Source organism: Reticulibacter mediterranei (genome assembly GCF_016587455.1).
On record NZ_BNJK01000001.1, the window covers coordinates 7,346,698 to 7,361,990 of the forward strand.

The 15,293-nt window shown below is 47.7% G+C and carries 12 protein-coding genes; 8 read left to right on the plus strand and 4 right to left on the minus strand.

Features of this window, described 5'->3' with window-relative positions; genetic code table 11:
• Positions 1-16: 16 nt before the first annotated feature.
• Both K3T83_RS31720 and K3T83_RS31725 read right to left on the minus strand, forming a co-directional pair.
• Positions 17-730: a hypothetical protein gene (locus K3T83_RS31720; RefSeq protein WP_220206927.1), complete on the minus strand. Its 714-nt coding sequence runs from the start codon at positions 728-730 to the stop codon at positions 17-19.
• 57 nt (positions 731-787) lie between these two features.
• Entirely contained in the window at positions 788-1,015 is a 228-nt protein-coding gene (locus K3T83_RS31725; protein WP_220206928.1) for a helix-turn-helix domain-containing protein, read from the minus strand.
• Between the two features lie 301 nt (positions 1,016-1,316).
• On the opposite strand from K3T83_RS31725, the gene K3T83_RS31730 reads away from it, so the two are divergent.
• The 7 genes from K3T83_RS31730 to K3T83_RS31760 all read left to right on the plus strand — a co-directional run bounded on the left by K3T83_RS31730 (position 1,317) and on the right by K3T83_RS31760 (position 12,865).
• Complete coding sequence (locus K3T83_RS31730; protein ID WP_220206929.1) at positions 1,317-1,559, plus strand: helix-turn-helix domain-containing protein; 243 nt, start codon at positions 1,317-1,319, stop codon at positions 1,557-1,559.
• A gap of 215 nt (positions 1,560-1,774) precedes the next feature.
• Positions 1,775-4,582: a type I restriction-modification system subunit M gene (locus K3T83_RS31735; protein ID WP_220206930.1), complete on the plus strand. Its 2,808-nt coding sequence runs from the start codon at positions 1,775-1,777 to the stop codon at positions 4,580-4,582.
• Complete coding sequence (locus tag K3T83_RS31740) at positions 4,572-5,906, plus strand: restriction endonuclease subunit S (protein WP_220206931.1); 1,335 nt, start codon at positions 4,572-4,574, stop codon at positions 5,904-5,906. The genes K3T83_RS31735 and K3T83_RS31740 overlap by 11 nt, the downstream gene beginning before the upstream one ends.
• A 12-nt stretch (positions 5,907-5,918) precedes the next feature.
• Positions 5,919-7,124, plus strand: a complete 1,206-nt coding sequence (locus tag K3T83_RS31745; protein WP_220206932.1) for a TIR domain-containing protein — start codon at positions 5,919-5,921, stop codon at positions 7,122-7,124.
• Positions 7,125-7,126: 2 nt separating this feature from the next.
• Positions 7,127-10,993 (plus strand): type I restriction endonuclease subunit R, encoded by a 3,867-nt coding sequence (locus tag K3T83_RS31750; protein WP_220206933.1) that lies wholly within the window; start codon positions 7,127-7,129, stop codon positions 10,991-10,993.
• Positions 10,986-11,687, plus strand: coding sequence for a M48 family metallopeptidase (locus K3T83_RS31755; RefSeq protein WP_220206934.1), 702 nt, complete (start codon positions 10,986-10,988; stop codon positions 11,685-11,687). The genes K3T83_RS31750 and K3T83_RS31755 overlap by 8 nt, the downstream gene beginning before the upstream one ends.
• Before the next feature lie 155 nt (positions 11,688-11,842).
• Positions 11,843-12,865 (plus strand): tyrosine-type recombinase/integrase, encoded by a 1,023-nt coding sequence (locus K3T83_RS31760; protein WP_236065143.1) that lies wholly within the window; start codon positions 11,843-11,845, stop codon positions 12,863-12,865.
• A gap of 182 nt (positions 12,866-13,047) precedes the next feature.
• Here the strand turns inward: K3T83_RS31760 and K3T83_RS31765 are convergent, their stop codons facing one another.
• Positions 13,048-13,527 carry an ImmA/IrrE family metallo-endopeptidase gene (locus tag K3T83_RS31765; protein ID WP_220206936.1) on the minus strand — a complete coding sequence of 160 codons (480 nt, stop codon included), beginning with the start codon at positions 13,525-13,527 and terminating at the stop codon, positions 13,048-13,050.
• A gap of 72 nt (positions 13,528-13,599) precedes the next feature.
• Positions 13,600-13,965 carry a helix-turn-helix domain-containing protein gene (locus K3T83_RS31770; protein ID WP_220206937.1) on the minus strand — a complete coding sequence of 122 codons (366 nt, stop codon included), beginning with the start codon at positions 13,963-13,965 and terminating at the stop codon, positions 13,600-13,602.
• A gap of 153 nt (positions 13,966-14,118) precedes the next feature.
• On the opposite strand from K3T83_RS31770, the gene K3T83_RS31775 reads away from it, so the two are divergent.
• A complete protein-coding gene (locus tag K3T83_RS31775) occupies positions 14,119-15,273 on the plus strand; it encodes a restriction endonuclease-related protein (protein WP_220206938.1) in 1,155 nt (384 codons plus the stop codon).
• The last annotated feature ends 20 nt before the right edge of the window (positions 15,274-15,293 follow it).

Sequence of the window (15,293 nt, forward strand, 5' to 3'; positions counted from 1 at the left end):
GACCAAGTATGCGCAGCTAAAATCTAATCTTATAGAGGTGCAGGTGATCCATCAGATAGCGCATCATATCAAATGGTATCTGCTTTGGCACATCTTCTCCATTAGCCTGGATCTTCTCGTAGAGCTGCTCCACTTCAAACTTCGTAACGCCTTTCCTCATGGCATCCAGCACCAGCCCCAAATAATGTTGAGCGCTATCTGGATCATGGTAAGCGCCAATAAAGATGCACGGAGCACCAACTATCATCCAGATCTGCCATAGATGAGTTTCTGGATGCATTACAATTCCCGCGGCTATTTCAGCCATGCCAACTGATATGTCATTTTCCTTAGAGGAAAATGGCAGAAAAAGCTGTGAATACTCCCTTTTCGTCGCAAGAACCTTCTTTTCGTCTTCAAGTATGGTATCTAAAGAGTAGGGAAATGAGGGAGCTGGCGTATATAGGCCAGCCTGCCAGATTACTTTGATATCATTAGCTATCGCTGTTATACTTTTGGCTGAGGGATAAGGTTCACCAGTGATAAGTATTCGGACACGTTGAGCTAATAAGAAAAATCCATCCGCAGGAGAGAGTCTATGTGCTTCTATCAGTGGTGTTACCTGTTCTTCCACACGTTTAATGTAGGTGACGACATCCTTTAGCCCTATTTCTATAATTCTTGGTTTTGAAGGCCGAGAGCCAGTCGCAGTTTTGAAGCGGCTTTCCTTTTGCTTCTTTCTTCTCTTCATAATGAACCCTTATAGATACTAATGTTATTTGATAAGATTAGTATCCTTTTAGTATTGCTACACACGTTTATCTGGCGCATCATCTGGTACTTCTTCAATGAGTTCCCCAGGAGAAACGCCCAGTGCTCTCGCCAGCTTTCCCAGCGTCTCTGTAGTAGTGACATAGTATGGATCTTTGAACATGCGCTTCACTGTGTTATAAGCTACATCAGCATCTCGTTGAAGCTTTCCCATACTAAAGCCTCGCTCTCTAGCAATCTCTCTGATCCGTAAACGTACTGCCATTGGCTAACTGCCCTTATACGTAATACACAGGATTGTAGCAGGGTTTACCTTCAGGCAGAACTAGCCAGCTAGCTTCCCACCTATGTGTGGGGCCATAGATGTCATATTGTTTCTGCGTGCTGCTCATTTCTGTTCTATTCTGCTAGTTACATGGTTACAACCTTTCTCTTCTTATTGATATCGGACATATAAGAGTACCCATGTAGGTAGGACGCTTACTATGTAGTCTACTATATGGCGACTACTCCTGAGGGGAGTACCTTGATACAATCTCGTCAAACAATAGGTGAGAAGACGAGATATGGCAGTACGTTTACGGGTCAAAGAGGTTGCTCAAGAAAAGGGCATAAGCATGGGCAAACTTCATAGGGCAGCAGATGTATCTTATAAGACGATTAAGCGCATCTACTCTGACCCTTTTTATGCTACGACGACCATAACACTCGGAAAACTTGCAAGAGTGCTCGGAGTCTCGCCTGGTGAGTTAATAGAGGAAGTTCCTGATGAAGAGAACTCTTCTCACGTAGTAAATGGAGACCAGTAATCTCTTAGATTGCAGCTAGAAGGCCAAACAAAGATATGGCAAATAAAGCAATTTCTGAGGCCAAATTTTGCATCAACAAAGGCTTTAGATGAGATGTAGGAAACGGCTCTGGGCAAGAGCCGCATCACTGACTTGTTACCGTGGCAACAGGTTTTGGAGAGATATCTCTGTTTGACTTATGTTACTGTACAACATGCGAGAATTTTAAATAAGTTATGGCAAGATTAACCCTGCCCCAGCTCGAACGCCATCTGTTCGCAGCGGCTGATATTTTACGAGGCTCCATCGATGCCTCCGATTACAAGCAATTTATTTTTGGCATGCTTTTCCTCAAGCGTAGTTCCGATGAGTTCGATATTGAATACAAACGTCTCTATCAGCATTACCAATCTCTTGGCTACAGTGAGGAGAAAATCCTGGAGCAGGTTGAGTACCCCGAGAACTATCGTACGGCTTTCTTCCTCCCCAAACTCTCCCGCTGGAAGCATATCTGTGATGAGGCCCAGCGCAATAACGTTGCCAATACGCTCAACATCGCTCTTGAAGGACTGATGAAAGCCAATGAAATTCTCAGAGATATTCTCGATCTCCGTTTTGATCGCACCTTTGGCAACAAATCCATTCCAGAGGCAAAATTGCGTGCTCTGATCGATCATTTCAGTGCCGTGCGTCTGGGCAACGAGGATTTTGAATTCCCGGATCTCTTAGGTGCGGCCTACGAATATCTCATCCGCGAGTTCGCTGATGAAGAAGGCCGAAAGGGCGGCCAGTTCTACACCCCTCGCGATGTAGCCCGTCTGATGGTCCGCATTGTGAAGCCTCGCGAGGATTCCCGTATCTATGATCCCTGCGTTGGCTCTGGAGGTATGCTGATCCTTTCCAAACAATATGTCGATGAACACGGCGGTAATCCAGATACCCTTAATTTATTTGGTCAGGACCCGAACGGCAATGCCTGGTCCATTTGTCGCCTGAATATGATCCTGCATGGCATCAAAACCGCCGATATTAAACAGGGCGATACGCTCCTCAATCCAGCCCATCTGGAAGCTGACGATAAGTTGATGCGTTTCGATTATATTCTCAGTAATCCTCCCTTCAGCCAGGATTATAAACAGGATGATATGCAGTTTCAGGACCGTTTTGATCATTTCTGTCCTGAAACTGGAAAAAAAGCTGATCTGATGTTCGTGCAACATATGCTCTCTGTACTCAATCTTGGCGGCATTATTGCGACGGTGATGCCTCACGGCGTCCTCTTTCGTGGTGGCATGGAGAAAGTGATTCGCCAGGATCTTATCACAAAGGATCGGTTGGAGGCAGTCATTGGCCTTCCTCCTAATCTGTTCTACGGCACCGGTATTCCAGCCTGCATTATGGTAATGAGAAAAGAGGGGACTAAGCTACCAGAACGGGTGGGTAAGGTACTTTTCATTAACGCCGATGCTGAGTACGGTGAGCGAGGCGCGCAAAATATTCTGCGCCCGGAAGATATCGAGAAGATCGTGACGACTTTTGAGGAGTTTCGCTGTGTTGAAGGCTATGCAAGTGTCGTGACCTGTAAGAAACTGGCGGAACCCGAAAATGATTATAACCTCAATATCCGCCGCTACGCCGATAATGCGCCACCTCCTGAGCCTCACGATGTGCGTGCTCATCTTTCCGGCGGCATTCCTAAAGCTGAGGTGGCTGCTAGGTCAGAGTTGCTTGCCGCTCACGCTCTTCCCGTTTCAGCTATTTTTAGTAAGCGTGATCAACATTACTATGACTTCCGGCCATCGATTACTGAGCGTCGTGCGATCAAAACACTTCTCCTTACACAACCAGAGATGCAAGCTCAGGAAGAACGCTTGCGCTCCTCTTTTGAAAGCTGGTGGCTCGCTCATCAGCACCATCTCCGCAACTTGCCCACTACCGGGAAGCTGATGATCCTGCGTGCCGATTTTCTGAGCACCTTTAATACAGCTCTCGCTCCTGTTGGCCTCCTTGATCGCTATAAGATTGCCGGTGTGATCGCAAGCTGGTGGAATGAGAGCCAGTATGATCTTCTCACTATCGCCAATCAGGGTTTCACCGGCTTGATTGCCAGTTGGATCAGCACAATCCACTCCATGCTAGAGGAACCCCAAGAGAACATTCCCAACCAGACCGAGAAAAATTCTAGAGACAAAAACACAACAGGCAAAAAGAAGAGTAATAAGAAGAAAAAAGGTCTCAGCCGAAACGAGCGCATCGACTATATTCTCGTCCATACCCTTATCAGTCGCTTGCTTCCAGATTATGTTCAGCAGTTTGCCGAAACGCGCGAGGCCATCGCTGAGTTGGAGCAGCAAAAAGAGGCATTCGAGCGTGGTGATCTGGCCGATTCCGACGAAAATGGCACAGACGAAGACGCTCTTCTCGTAAATGCAGAAGCCGAAGAGGAATCCAGCGAAGAGAATGGTGAAACTACTAAACGCAATTATGTCCAGGAGTTAGAGAGCCGCCTGGCCGCTCTCGAAAAAGAGCTTCAACAGCCACTTCAACGCCTCCAGGAACTCAAACAGAAGCTTAACGGTGCCAGGCGTGGTAAAAACAACGCCCAGGTCCAGCCTGCACTCTTTCCCGAAGAATCCGTTGCGCCCCAGGATGAGATTTCGGTCCTGGAAGCTACTTTCGCCCCTGAACTCCAGGAAATTGCTTCCATCAAGAGCCAGCTTACCTACTACGATACTATCATAGAAGGACTCAGCCGCACGCGTAAACAGCAGCAAGCCCTGCTCGATACTTTCCTCCAGCATCTTGATGCTCGCCACCAACAGCTCACTCCTGAGGAGTGCGAATACCACATCCTTGAGATCACTCATAACAACATCATTGCTCAGCTCGAACGCTACGTCATCGCCCACCGCCAGCAGGTCATTGCTGCCATTGAAAATTGGTGGGATAAGTATAACGTGACGTTGCAGGAGATTGAGGCTAAAAGAGATGAGGCTGCGAGGAAGTTAACAGGGTATTTGAAAGGGCTGGGGTATGCCAACTAATTCTTACAACTTGCCAAATGGATGGTCATTGACTACTATAGGGACTTCTTGTGACATCTTAGACAATTTACGAAGACCTATCAGTGAGGAAAAGCGGCAAAATCGTCAAGGCCATGTACCCTATTATGGAGCTAACGGACAACAGGGGTGGATAGACAGCCCAATTTTTAATGAAGATTTGATACTTCTTGCAGAAGATGGAGGCAATTTTGATAACTATGCGAATCAACCTATCGCTTACATGATTCACGGAGAGGCATGGGTAAATAATCATGCTCATGTTTTACGTGCAAAATATCTTACAACTAATCTTTGGGTATTCTACAATTTAGTTCATAAAGATATTCGGTTCTACATTAGAGGAGGAACAAGAGCTAAACTAAACCGTGGTGAACTCCAAACAATAGAAATTCCTCTTCCACCACTTTTTGAGCAGAAGATTATTGCCAATATCCTTGATACCCTCGACACCCAGATCCAACAAACCGAGCAACTCATCGCTAAGCTCAAGCAAATGAAGATTGGTTTGCTACATGACCTGCTTACTAAGGGGATCGATGGACATGGAGATGTGCGCGATCCGGTGGCGCATCCTGAAGAGTTCAAAGAAGAATCCTTTTTGCAGAAAAGGATCAAACTACCTAAAAAATGGGAAATTCAACTGTTAAAATCTTTTCTCGTAGGCATCGACGCAGGGAAAAGTCCAGACTGTCCTGATCAACCAGCAGGAGCAGGTGATTGGGGAATATTAAAAGTCAGCGCGATTCACCCCACAGGTTTCCGTGCTGAAGAAAATAAAGTGATTACAAATCCTGCTTATATTAAGCCTGCTTATGAAGTTCACGATGGTGATTTGCTGATGTCAAGAGCAAATACCTCTGAATTGGTAGGGATAGTTTGTTTAGTAAGCAAACCTCGTCCACAACTTTTGTTATGTGATAAAACACTGAGACTACAGGTTAACCCCAAAAATGCTCTCAGCGAATTCATCTTCTATATGCTCCAAATGCCCTTTGTACGAACTCAAATTGAGATGCATGCTACAGGCAGCAGTGCCAGTATGAAAAATATTAGTCAGAGTAGTATCAAAAATTTAGTCATCCTGGCTCCTTCTAGAGAGGAGCAAAAAGAAATTATCGCTATCTTGAATGCTCACGATGCCCGCATCACCGCCGAAGAAAACGAACTCGCCAAACTCAAGCAGCTCAAAAAAGGACTCATGCACGACCTTCTGACCGGCCATGTACGAGTCACACAGTTAATGGCGGAGAGCGGGCAATTAGCCGTTCGCTCAAAGAGTGTTTCCGATTGTAATTGTAAGTGAGGGAGTTGCTGCATGGCTGAACCAGTCCAGCTCTATATTTGCTACGCAGAGGAAAATAAAAGCGCTCTATCCAGGCTAGAAAAACAACTCACATCACTGATAAGGACAGAGAAGATCCAGTTCTGGCACCGCGACAAGCTTTTAGGAGGCGATAATAAAGATCAAAACATCATGACTCAACTGGACCGGGCCAGAATCATCCTCATGCTGGTCAGCGCCGACCTTTTCGGCGAGTACTATAATAGCTCTGAAATGCAGCATGCTTTCCGGCTTCATAAAGAGCAAAAGATAAATCTCGTCCCGATCATTGTAGGTTCCTGCAACTGGCAGGGAGACCGAATATTAGGCGGTTTAGTACCTCTTCCCAGAACGGGCAACCCTACTCAGAATGACAAAGACTGGAGCAGTGTAGTAAAAGAAATTATTCCTATTGTCACACAGATACAATCGGAGCAGGCCCCAAAAGAGCCAATACCTGTCGAAAAATCCTCTAGCCCAAAGCTGCGTCAGCCTCGTAAACCTGCTAGGCCAAAGCCTCAACAACTCTCTGGGGCTGCCCTCACCACCAGCGTGCCTACCACCAATGCCCCTCCACGCTCGACGTCTCTTCCTGCGTCCACTCAACCCGATTATACCCTCCCGGCTGCCGAGGAGCCGGAACCCAGGACCACCGAAGCTGGAGCCACGACGCCCACTTTTGGACAGGGCTATAACCAGGCGCAGAACGGTATCCATCAGGTTGTTTTCACTATATTAATCTGGGAACCGTCTCAGTCCACCTACGATCTTATTGCCAACGAACGTCGTGCCATTTACCATGCGCTGCTGAATGAGCAACATCAATGTATACTGGGTGGCTCTCTCCTTGTTCCCGAAGGTCAATCGCTGCAGGACCGTGAGATTAGCCAGGCTTATATTTCTGACAATACTGTCGTGCTGATTGAACCAGAAATTTCTCCGATCAGCGAATGGCAGGAATTTTATAACAATTCTGATGATGATTTTCGCAAGAAAGCACTCTGTTACTATCCTGAAACCGCAAAAGCCTTCCCCGGAAGTTGGAAACGCGATGAGACCCTTTACTGGCTCAGACAACTTGAGTACTATCAGGAGATCGAGATTACCAATTGCCAGATGCGTACAAAAGTGCTAAAATTCTTTCATGCTAAGCGTCTCGAAACTTATCGTATGAGTAGTAGAAGTGGGAGGGGAAGGTGAGTATGCAGCAATTTATTGATACATACACATGGCAGATCGCACAGGTTCTGGACAATCGGCGTGCTACGTTCATCCTCTGGGCGATTAAAACCCTTTTCTGCACGACGAAAGACGATTTCCTGCGCCACTACAAAATCACTGATGATGAACTCATGCCCTTCCTGAATTATTTGACCATCCAGGGTTTCCTCCAGCAGGATGGTGAGCATTATGTGCTGACCCAATTAGGCGATGATACGGTAGAGCTTCTCGGCGAACTTTCAATCTCTGAATTTGCTCGTCCGCAGCAACTCAGCCGTGAAGTCACTACCCGCTTCGACCCTACCGCTTCCGTTGCTACTTTGCCTGCATCTGTCAAAGGGGCAAACAAAGATGAGATCGCGCAAGAGTTCTGGAAGGATCGTGAGTATGATCGTCAGAACCAGGAGGCTACTTTAGTCGAACTGCCCTTCATTCAGCAACTCGTATCCCAGGGCTGGAAGTACAAAAGAGGTGATATCAACGCGCCTGAGTTCACCGGTCGTGGCACCTTCCGCGAAGTGCTCATCGAAACATACTTCCGCGAGGCCCTTCCCAAAGCCAATATCGACGAAGAGACTGGCAAGCCCTGGATGAACGACTTTCATGTCCAGCTTATGCTCGATACGCTCAAACCTCTTCTCAAAACGCGTGCAGTCAGCCTGCTCCAGACCAATCGCGAGGCCACCGACCTCTTGCTCAAAGGACGCGCAGTTCCACTCACACCGGGATCACGTCATACCCGCCGCGCCCACTTTATTGATTTCGCTCATCCGGACCCGGAACATAATGATTTTTGTGTCATCAATCAGTTTCGCGTCGATCTCGCGGGCAATCGCTACATTGTGCCTGACCTTGTCCTCTTCGTCAATGGCATTCCCCTGGTCGTGGTCGAGTGCAGAAACCCCAGGCTGACCAATCCGCTGGAGCAGGGCATCTCTCAGTTGCTGGATTATGCTCGCGCATACATACCAACTTCTGATCTCGTTGAGAGCCAAGCCATGCCCGAACTCTTCTACTTTAACCTCTTGCTCATCTCTACGAGTTTCTTCCAGGCACGTTTTGCTCCGCTGGGCGCTTCCTACGAAGATTTTCAGGAGTGGAAAGATCCCTATCTCCCACCTGAACTTGAGCACTATCGCGCCGCACTTCCGGCAGAGCCTTCCAGCCAGCAAAATCTTATCCTGGGCGTGCTCCTGCCGCATAATTTGCTCGATCTGTTCTATAATTTCACACTTTTCGACACCTCGAAGGGTAAGGTGCGCAAGCTGATCGCTCGCTATCACCAGTTCCGTGCGGTCCATCATGCTATCCTTCAGTTGCAAAAAAATCCCACGCGCCGCCAGCACGGAGAGGAAGACCAGCGCGGAGGTATTATCTGGCATACGCAAGGTTCGGGTAAAAGTCTCACAATGGTCTTTCTAGTGCGTAAGATGCGCACTATACAGAAACTGCGGAGCTTCAAAATTATTTTTGTGACAGACCGCAAGCAACTCGAAAAACAACTCAGTGGAGCTGTTGTTCTAACCGATGAACCTATAAGCAAGGTGGACACTATTCCTGAGCTGAAACCTCTTTTGCGCAGGCCAAATACGCAGCTTATTTTTGCGATGATTCAAAAGTACCGCGACCTGAAGGACGCGCTCGCGCCAGCTGTCAATGAAGACGAAGATCAGGATGCTGCCGCGACCCCTGCCGATGACGACCCTGATCCCTCAGAGAAAGCGGTCAATTCTGATGAGACTGTGCTTGTGATCGTAGATGAAGGTCATCGCTCCCAGACCAGAAAACTCCACGCAAATCTGCGTAGGATGCTTCCCAACAGTGCGCGTATCGCTTTTACTGGCACGCCCATTATTCGAGGACCGGGCAAGAAGACCACTGATATCTTTGGCGACTATATTGACAGATACACGATTCGGCAATCCGAAATCGATGGTGCAACCCTGCCGATCTTCTATGAGGGTCACGAGGCCGATATCGAGATTACACAGAAGCGCATCCTCGACGCAAAGTATGATACGCTTGTCCAACCCCTCGCGGATTTTGTGCGCGCATCCCTTCAGGAAAGCAATATAACCTATCGTACTATTCTGGAAAACGAGCAGCTCATTGAGAAGAAGGCTGAGGATATCCTTCTACACTATGGCGCCCACATCCTGCCTAACCGCCTGAAAGCCATGGTGGTCGCAGTGAGCCGCCTGGCCGCCATTCTCTACCGCAACGCACTACAAGAGGCACAAAAACGCATCATTGCGCGTCTAGACGTTATACCCACAAATCATCGCCATCTTACAGAAGAGCAGATCGAATTACTTGATGAAAGCGATGAGTACAAAACCTTGTTACGCATCCTACCTTACCGCAATCTGCTCAATGCACTCGATTTCGCCGCCATCGTCTCATCCAGTCCCAAAGATGATCTCCATGACACGCATCTTAATTGGAGCAAATGGACTAGCGAAGATCTGCAAGATGAATATATTAAAGCCTTTAATAAGCCGCTCCCTTTTGATCTCGCCAGCCCACAGGCCTATGAAGCTGCCCTCTCTGGCACTTTCCCAGTGGAATCTCCACACAACGACCAGCAATTGAGTATCTCGGACGTAACCAGCACCCAGGACACCAGTCCTCTCGCCTTTCTCTGTGTCCGCAGCATGCTCATCACTGGCTTCGATGCCCCCATTGCTCAGGGCCTCTACCTGGATCGCAGCATTAAAAACCATGAGCTGCTACAAGCCATTGCCCGCGTCAATAGAATCCGAACCTCCAAGGGCAACGGTCTGGTCGTCGATTACTATGGCATTGCCCAGAACCTCAAAGATGCGCTCGACGCCTATGACGCTGCCGATGTCCAGGGCGCTTTAGTGAGCATCAAAGATGAGTATCCCCTGCTAGCTGACCGACACCGTCGCATTCTGGCCCTCTTTACAACCAGGCAGCGTGACATTCATCAAGATTGGGAGGCCTGCGTAGAGTTACTCAAAGATCGTGAGATCCGTGCAGACTTCGAGATCAAATTGAAGAAATTTATGGAGAGCATGGAAACGGTTCTTCCGCGCCCGGAAGCCCTGAATTTTATTAAAGACGCTCAACAGCTTGGCTTGATTAATCTTGCCGCTTCCTCGGTCTATCGCGATACAGAGCTTAACCTTCTCGATATTGGCAATAAAGTGCGTAAACTGATCGCTGAACATATCGATACGCTCCAGATTCATCATCGCATCCCACCCGTTGATATCCACGACATCAACTACCAGGATAAGCTGCGCCGCTACCATTCCGATGAAACCAACGCCGCCCAAATGGAAGGCTTCGCGCGCGATTATATCACCTACTATTTTGAGCAGGAAGATCCCTCCTATTATCAGACGCTCAGTGATCAGCTTCAGTCCATCATCGAGAGGCTGCGAGGTCAATGGGACTTGACCGTCGATGCCCTCGATAAATTTATCCAACAAATTACCAAGGCTCGCGAGATCGATACCAGCCTCAACCTCGATGCCAGGACCGAATACCCATTCTTTGGCATCCTAGAAGAAGAGGCTAGAAAGGGCAGCCGCCGTTTTAAGATAGCGCCACAGGCTACAGATGCCAAACTAAGCCAGGAAGAACGTGTGTTTCTTGCTGGCATTACAAGGCGTATCGTCGCATTCATTAGCCAGCGCCTGACCGAGAATAAAGACTTCTGGCTATCGGTGGAGCGTGCCAATGAGTTACGTAGAGATATCGGTTTCCTTTTTCTCGAAGAATATCAGCTTCTGGAGCCCTTTCAACGACGTGAGGAAGTAGCAAGCCGCCTGGTCAGGCTGGCTCTGGTTCATACCAGCAGGCTGAGAAAAAATGCATAATCCCGTCACGGTTATTATCGACAATCTTACATTTGAGCTGCGTAGAAGTGTCAGGCGCAAAACCATCGGCATTACCATCGGACGTATGGGAGAACTGATTCTTTCCGCTCCGTTTGATTGCCCACAAGATTATATTGAACGTGCAGTTCGCGAAAAATATAGTTGGATCTACACGAAACTGGCCCGTAAGGAGATGCTCTTCAAAGCTCCTGCGGCCAAAAGATTTGTTGATGGTGAAGGCTTCTACTACCTTGGTCGTAGTTATCGCCTCCGTCTCGTTCCGGTCCGCGACAATCCTCCCCTGGAATTGCACAATGACCGCTTTCTTCTGCGCGAAGACGCTATTGATCAGGGAGAGACACACTTTACCAATTGGTACACCGCACAAGGAAGAGTCTGGCTTCAGGAACGTGTTGAACTCTTCAGGTATAGAGTCGGCGCAGAGCCAGAGGCCATCAAGGTCCAGCCTCTTGGCTATCACTGGGGTTCCTGTGGCCGCAACAACATCCTCTATTTCCACTGGCGCACGATGCTCCTTCCCCCTTCCATCATTGACTATATCATCGTTCATGAGCTGGTTCACCTGCGCGGTGAGCGTCACCACCAACCCTCCTTCTGGGAGCTCGTTGCCCAAGCTATGCCTGACTATGTGGAACGCAAACGTTGGCTGGCGGAAAATGGAAATAGTCTCTGATCTTAGACATATCGGCTTCTAATAATTGCGTCATAAAAGAGCAGGAAATCAATATTTCCCGCTGTTATATAATATACTAGAGAAAAAGTTACGCTCAAAGCAAAATCGTTAAAGTAGGGTTAAGCCATAAAAATAACAGCGGGAAATATTTTTTGGTGGAGGATGGCTTCATGGAACGAGTAACTACCTTCAAAACAAATCATCAAGAATCTGATCCAAAGACTCTTCTTGTCCCTTGGCAACGTTATCTTCAAGAACACGATCATTCTGCTGGCACCATTAAAAAATATATTCAGGCTGTGTCGAACTTTTTGGGTTGGTATGAGGAGGAAGAACATGCGCCACTCCAGTTAACGGCCCTAACTCCTATTGCTCTCATCGGCTATCGTAACGAGCTGCAACATGAACAGCACAAATCTATCAGTACGATCAATCTCCGCATCAGCGCTTTACGCACGTGGTGTGGCTGGCTAATAGATCAAGGATATCTCACCATCGATCCATCAGCTAGAGTAAAACTAGTGAACGGTCAAACAGGCTCCAAGCGGGAAGGGCTCTCCAATCCCCAGGTAAATGCGTTGCTTCGCCAAGCCCAGGCCTCCCGAGACGCAGCGCGTAATTATGCTATTATCCAGACACTCCTACAAACGGGTATTCGTCTCAGCGAGTGCAGTGCTCTTACCTTCGGCGACGTCACTTTTGGAGAGCGTGGCGGAATGCTCTTAGTCCGGGCAGGCAAGGGCAACAAGGTACGATCTGTTCCGCTAAATAGTTCAGCGCGTGATGCACTCGCAACCTACATAGCTCCACGGCTTGAGATTGAAAAACCTTCGATCAAAGCAGTGGCAACCAAATGGCCCAAATCAGCATCCCCACATGCATTCGATGCACTCTGGGAAAGTCAAAAAGGAGGAGCACTCACAACCTCAGCAATGGGACAGATGATTGCAGATCTAGTAAAAGCGGCAGGCAGTTTGGTTCCCGAGGAAATGAGCGCTCACACTCTTCGGCATACTTTCGCTCGGAACTATCTGACACAGTATCCAGGTGATCTGGTTGGATTAGCAGCATTGTTAGGGCATAGTTCACTTGATACAACGAAATTGTACACGCAACCATCTATACATCAACTAGCCAAGAAAGTAGAACAACTTCATATCAATGCCTACTCAGAATAAAAGTACGATACAAACGATTAAAAAAGAAGGAAATCTATAAGCTTTATCTTTCAATCTTTGAGGATACTAATCATGACACTGCCGAAGTAATCCTGCATCACCAGGCATGTAGGCACAATGCTATCCGAAGCAGCCTCCGAACATGAACGCATAGCACGCAATATAATTAGACCTGTACATCTTCAGGTTAGTTTCCATCCAGTCATATTGCATCGGTAACGAACCATTTGTACGCTAGCTCCAAAGTGCTCAGCGATCTCCTGCAAAGTCATACCCCGTTGAAATGCCCAGTCAAGGCCTCTTGACGAAATTTGTAGACACCCGCCTAGATATGCAGCCGCATCTTCATCAGGAACACGATACTCACGTACAAGAAGTCCCCCAGAAAGCTGATGAAAACGGATTGGCTGGTGACCAAGGAGCAAATGAGCCAACTCATGCATCACGTTTGACTCATACCGCGTAGCCGCATGGGTCGGATTGTAAATAATCAAATGCTTACCTTCGCCTATAGGCAGGGTTAACGCTGACCAGCCTGCATCCTCCGCCAACAAACACTGGAGCAGCGACTCATCTATCTCTGGGATCTCTACAGGACTAATGACACGAATCTTCAGATGCTGCGCCAAACTTCGGGCAGGCAGAGGATCATAAGCATACATTTTCAACTCTTTTCGCCAGCGTATCCCCTCATTCTCACACCATCTACGCATGTTTCTGTCCAAACCACTCATCTACTCAGGTCCTAACTTCCCTTCAGTTGCAGCTCTATACGCCGACTTCATTAATTTTGCTAATGCATCAGCCATCTCAGGAGTTAATTCCCTATCTGCACGTAGATATCCTTCAATACGATCTGTAGTACTTATTTCGTTTTGTTGCTGATCATCCGTCTCTTTAATAAATTCTTCAGAAGAAACCTGTAACCAAGTGCAAATGCGCAGAAAGGTATCCATATCTGGTACTTTTCCATTCTCGATGCGAGATAATGTCGAGGGACTTACGCCCCCGATTTCCTGAGCGATTTCTCGTAGTCCTCGATTACCGCGCTTCGTCTTGATCAACGCAGCCAGATACTCTGTATCAAAGACTCTTGTCATTGTTTCCTCCCAGTTTGGGCCGTCTTTTTACAGAAACGCTGTTTCATCTATTGCACATCCATCAAAAATACTGTATACTCTTTACTGTTTCTTACATGAAACAGCGTACCACATTTGGTACAAACGGTCAAGTATGAAAGAAGGAAGCGACGTATGACACAACCATTACCAGAGGAAGTCTTTCCTTATCTGGCCATTGGCCTAGCAAAATATACGGAGAACGAGCAGAAGTATCCCTATCCAGACGAGTTGTTCTACGCCTTGAATCAACTCTCGCTGGTCATGCTGGGAACATACCCAAACACCATCACAGACCTCTTCGAGCTTTTCGAGCAGCCACTTGAGCAGTGGTGGCCTGGCATACTACCAACTGGGGTTGATCCACGTTTTGAATTACTCTACGAAGGCGGATTGGATGAACAGGTAGTAGAGTTTCTGTTGGAATATCAGATCCCTGAAAAAGCTACTCTCCGCGATCTACAAATTATCCTTGAGAACCAACTCATGATCAACATCCTGAACATGGCCAGAAGTGCTTCTATAGCTGATCCAGTTGGAGCGAACGAGGACTATGTTGCTATCAGGCAGTATGTCATCACTCACCCTTGGACGAGCAACGAACAGCTTCGTCGACAATTTCGCGACTTGCGGCATATCAAAATCCAAGATGTTGGTGGCTTATACCAAGAAGCCCGCTCGCTCCAATCCATACTCCTCCACCAGTCAGCTGGTACATCAGAGGCTCACTACTGGAATTGCCCTGCATGTGGTCCGCTCTATCAACGCAACAAGCGGCTTGGAAGTCTTAAACCAAATGCCTGCCTTGGGCGCTGCCCGGGTCCTCTGGGCTGGCAAGATCTTGACCCTATGAACTATCCCCTGGTTCTCAAGCGCGGTATCCATTTGCGGACAATGATTCCAGGAACGACTGAAATACAACTCTATCAATGGCTCACACAAGATGCCCAATCAACTACTCCTGAACTGCAACACGTCATTTTATGGCCTGGCGTTGATTGTTACGATTTGCAACTCAGATTCCAGCGTTCTTCTCAAACGAGCGAAACCTGGGCCATAGACGTCAAAGATTACAAAGATCCCTTCGCATTGGGAAAACATATTGCTCAAGATAAGCGACACTTCACTGAACAGGCACTGGAATGGCAGCGATGGTATTATGTCTACCCATCCTACCGGGAGCAACAGCGGAGCGATTATCGGACATGCGCGTTGCGTGCTGCTGGGCAGTTACCAGCTCATGTCGGTATTCTCAGCGAGAAGCAATTCAAAGCAATGGTAACAGCTTAAGCACTTCAGGCTTCAGGAGG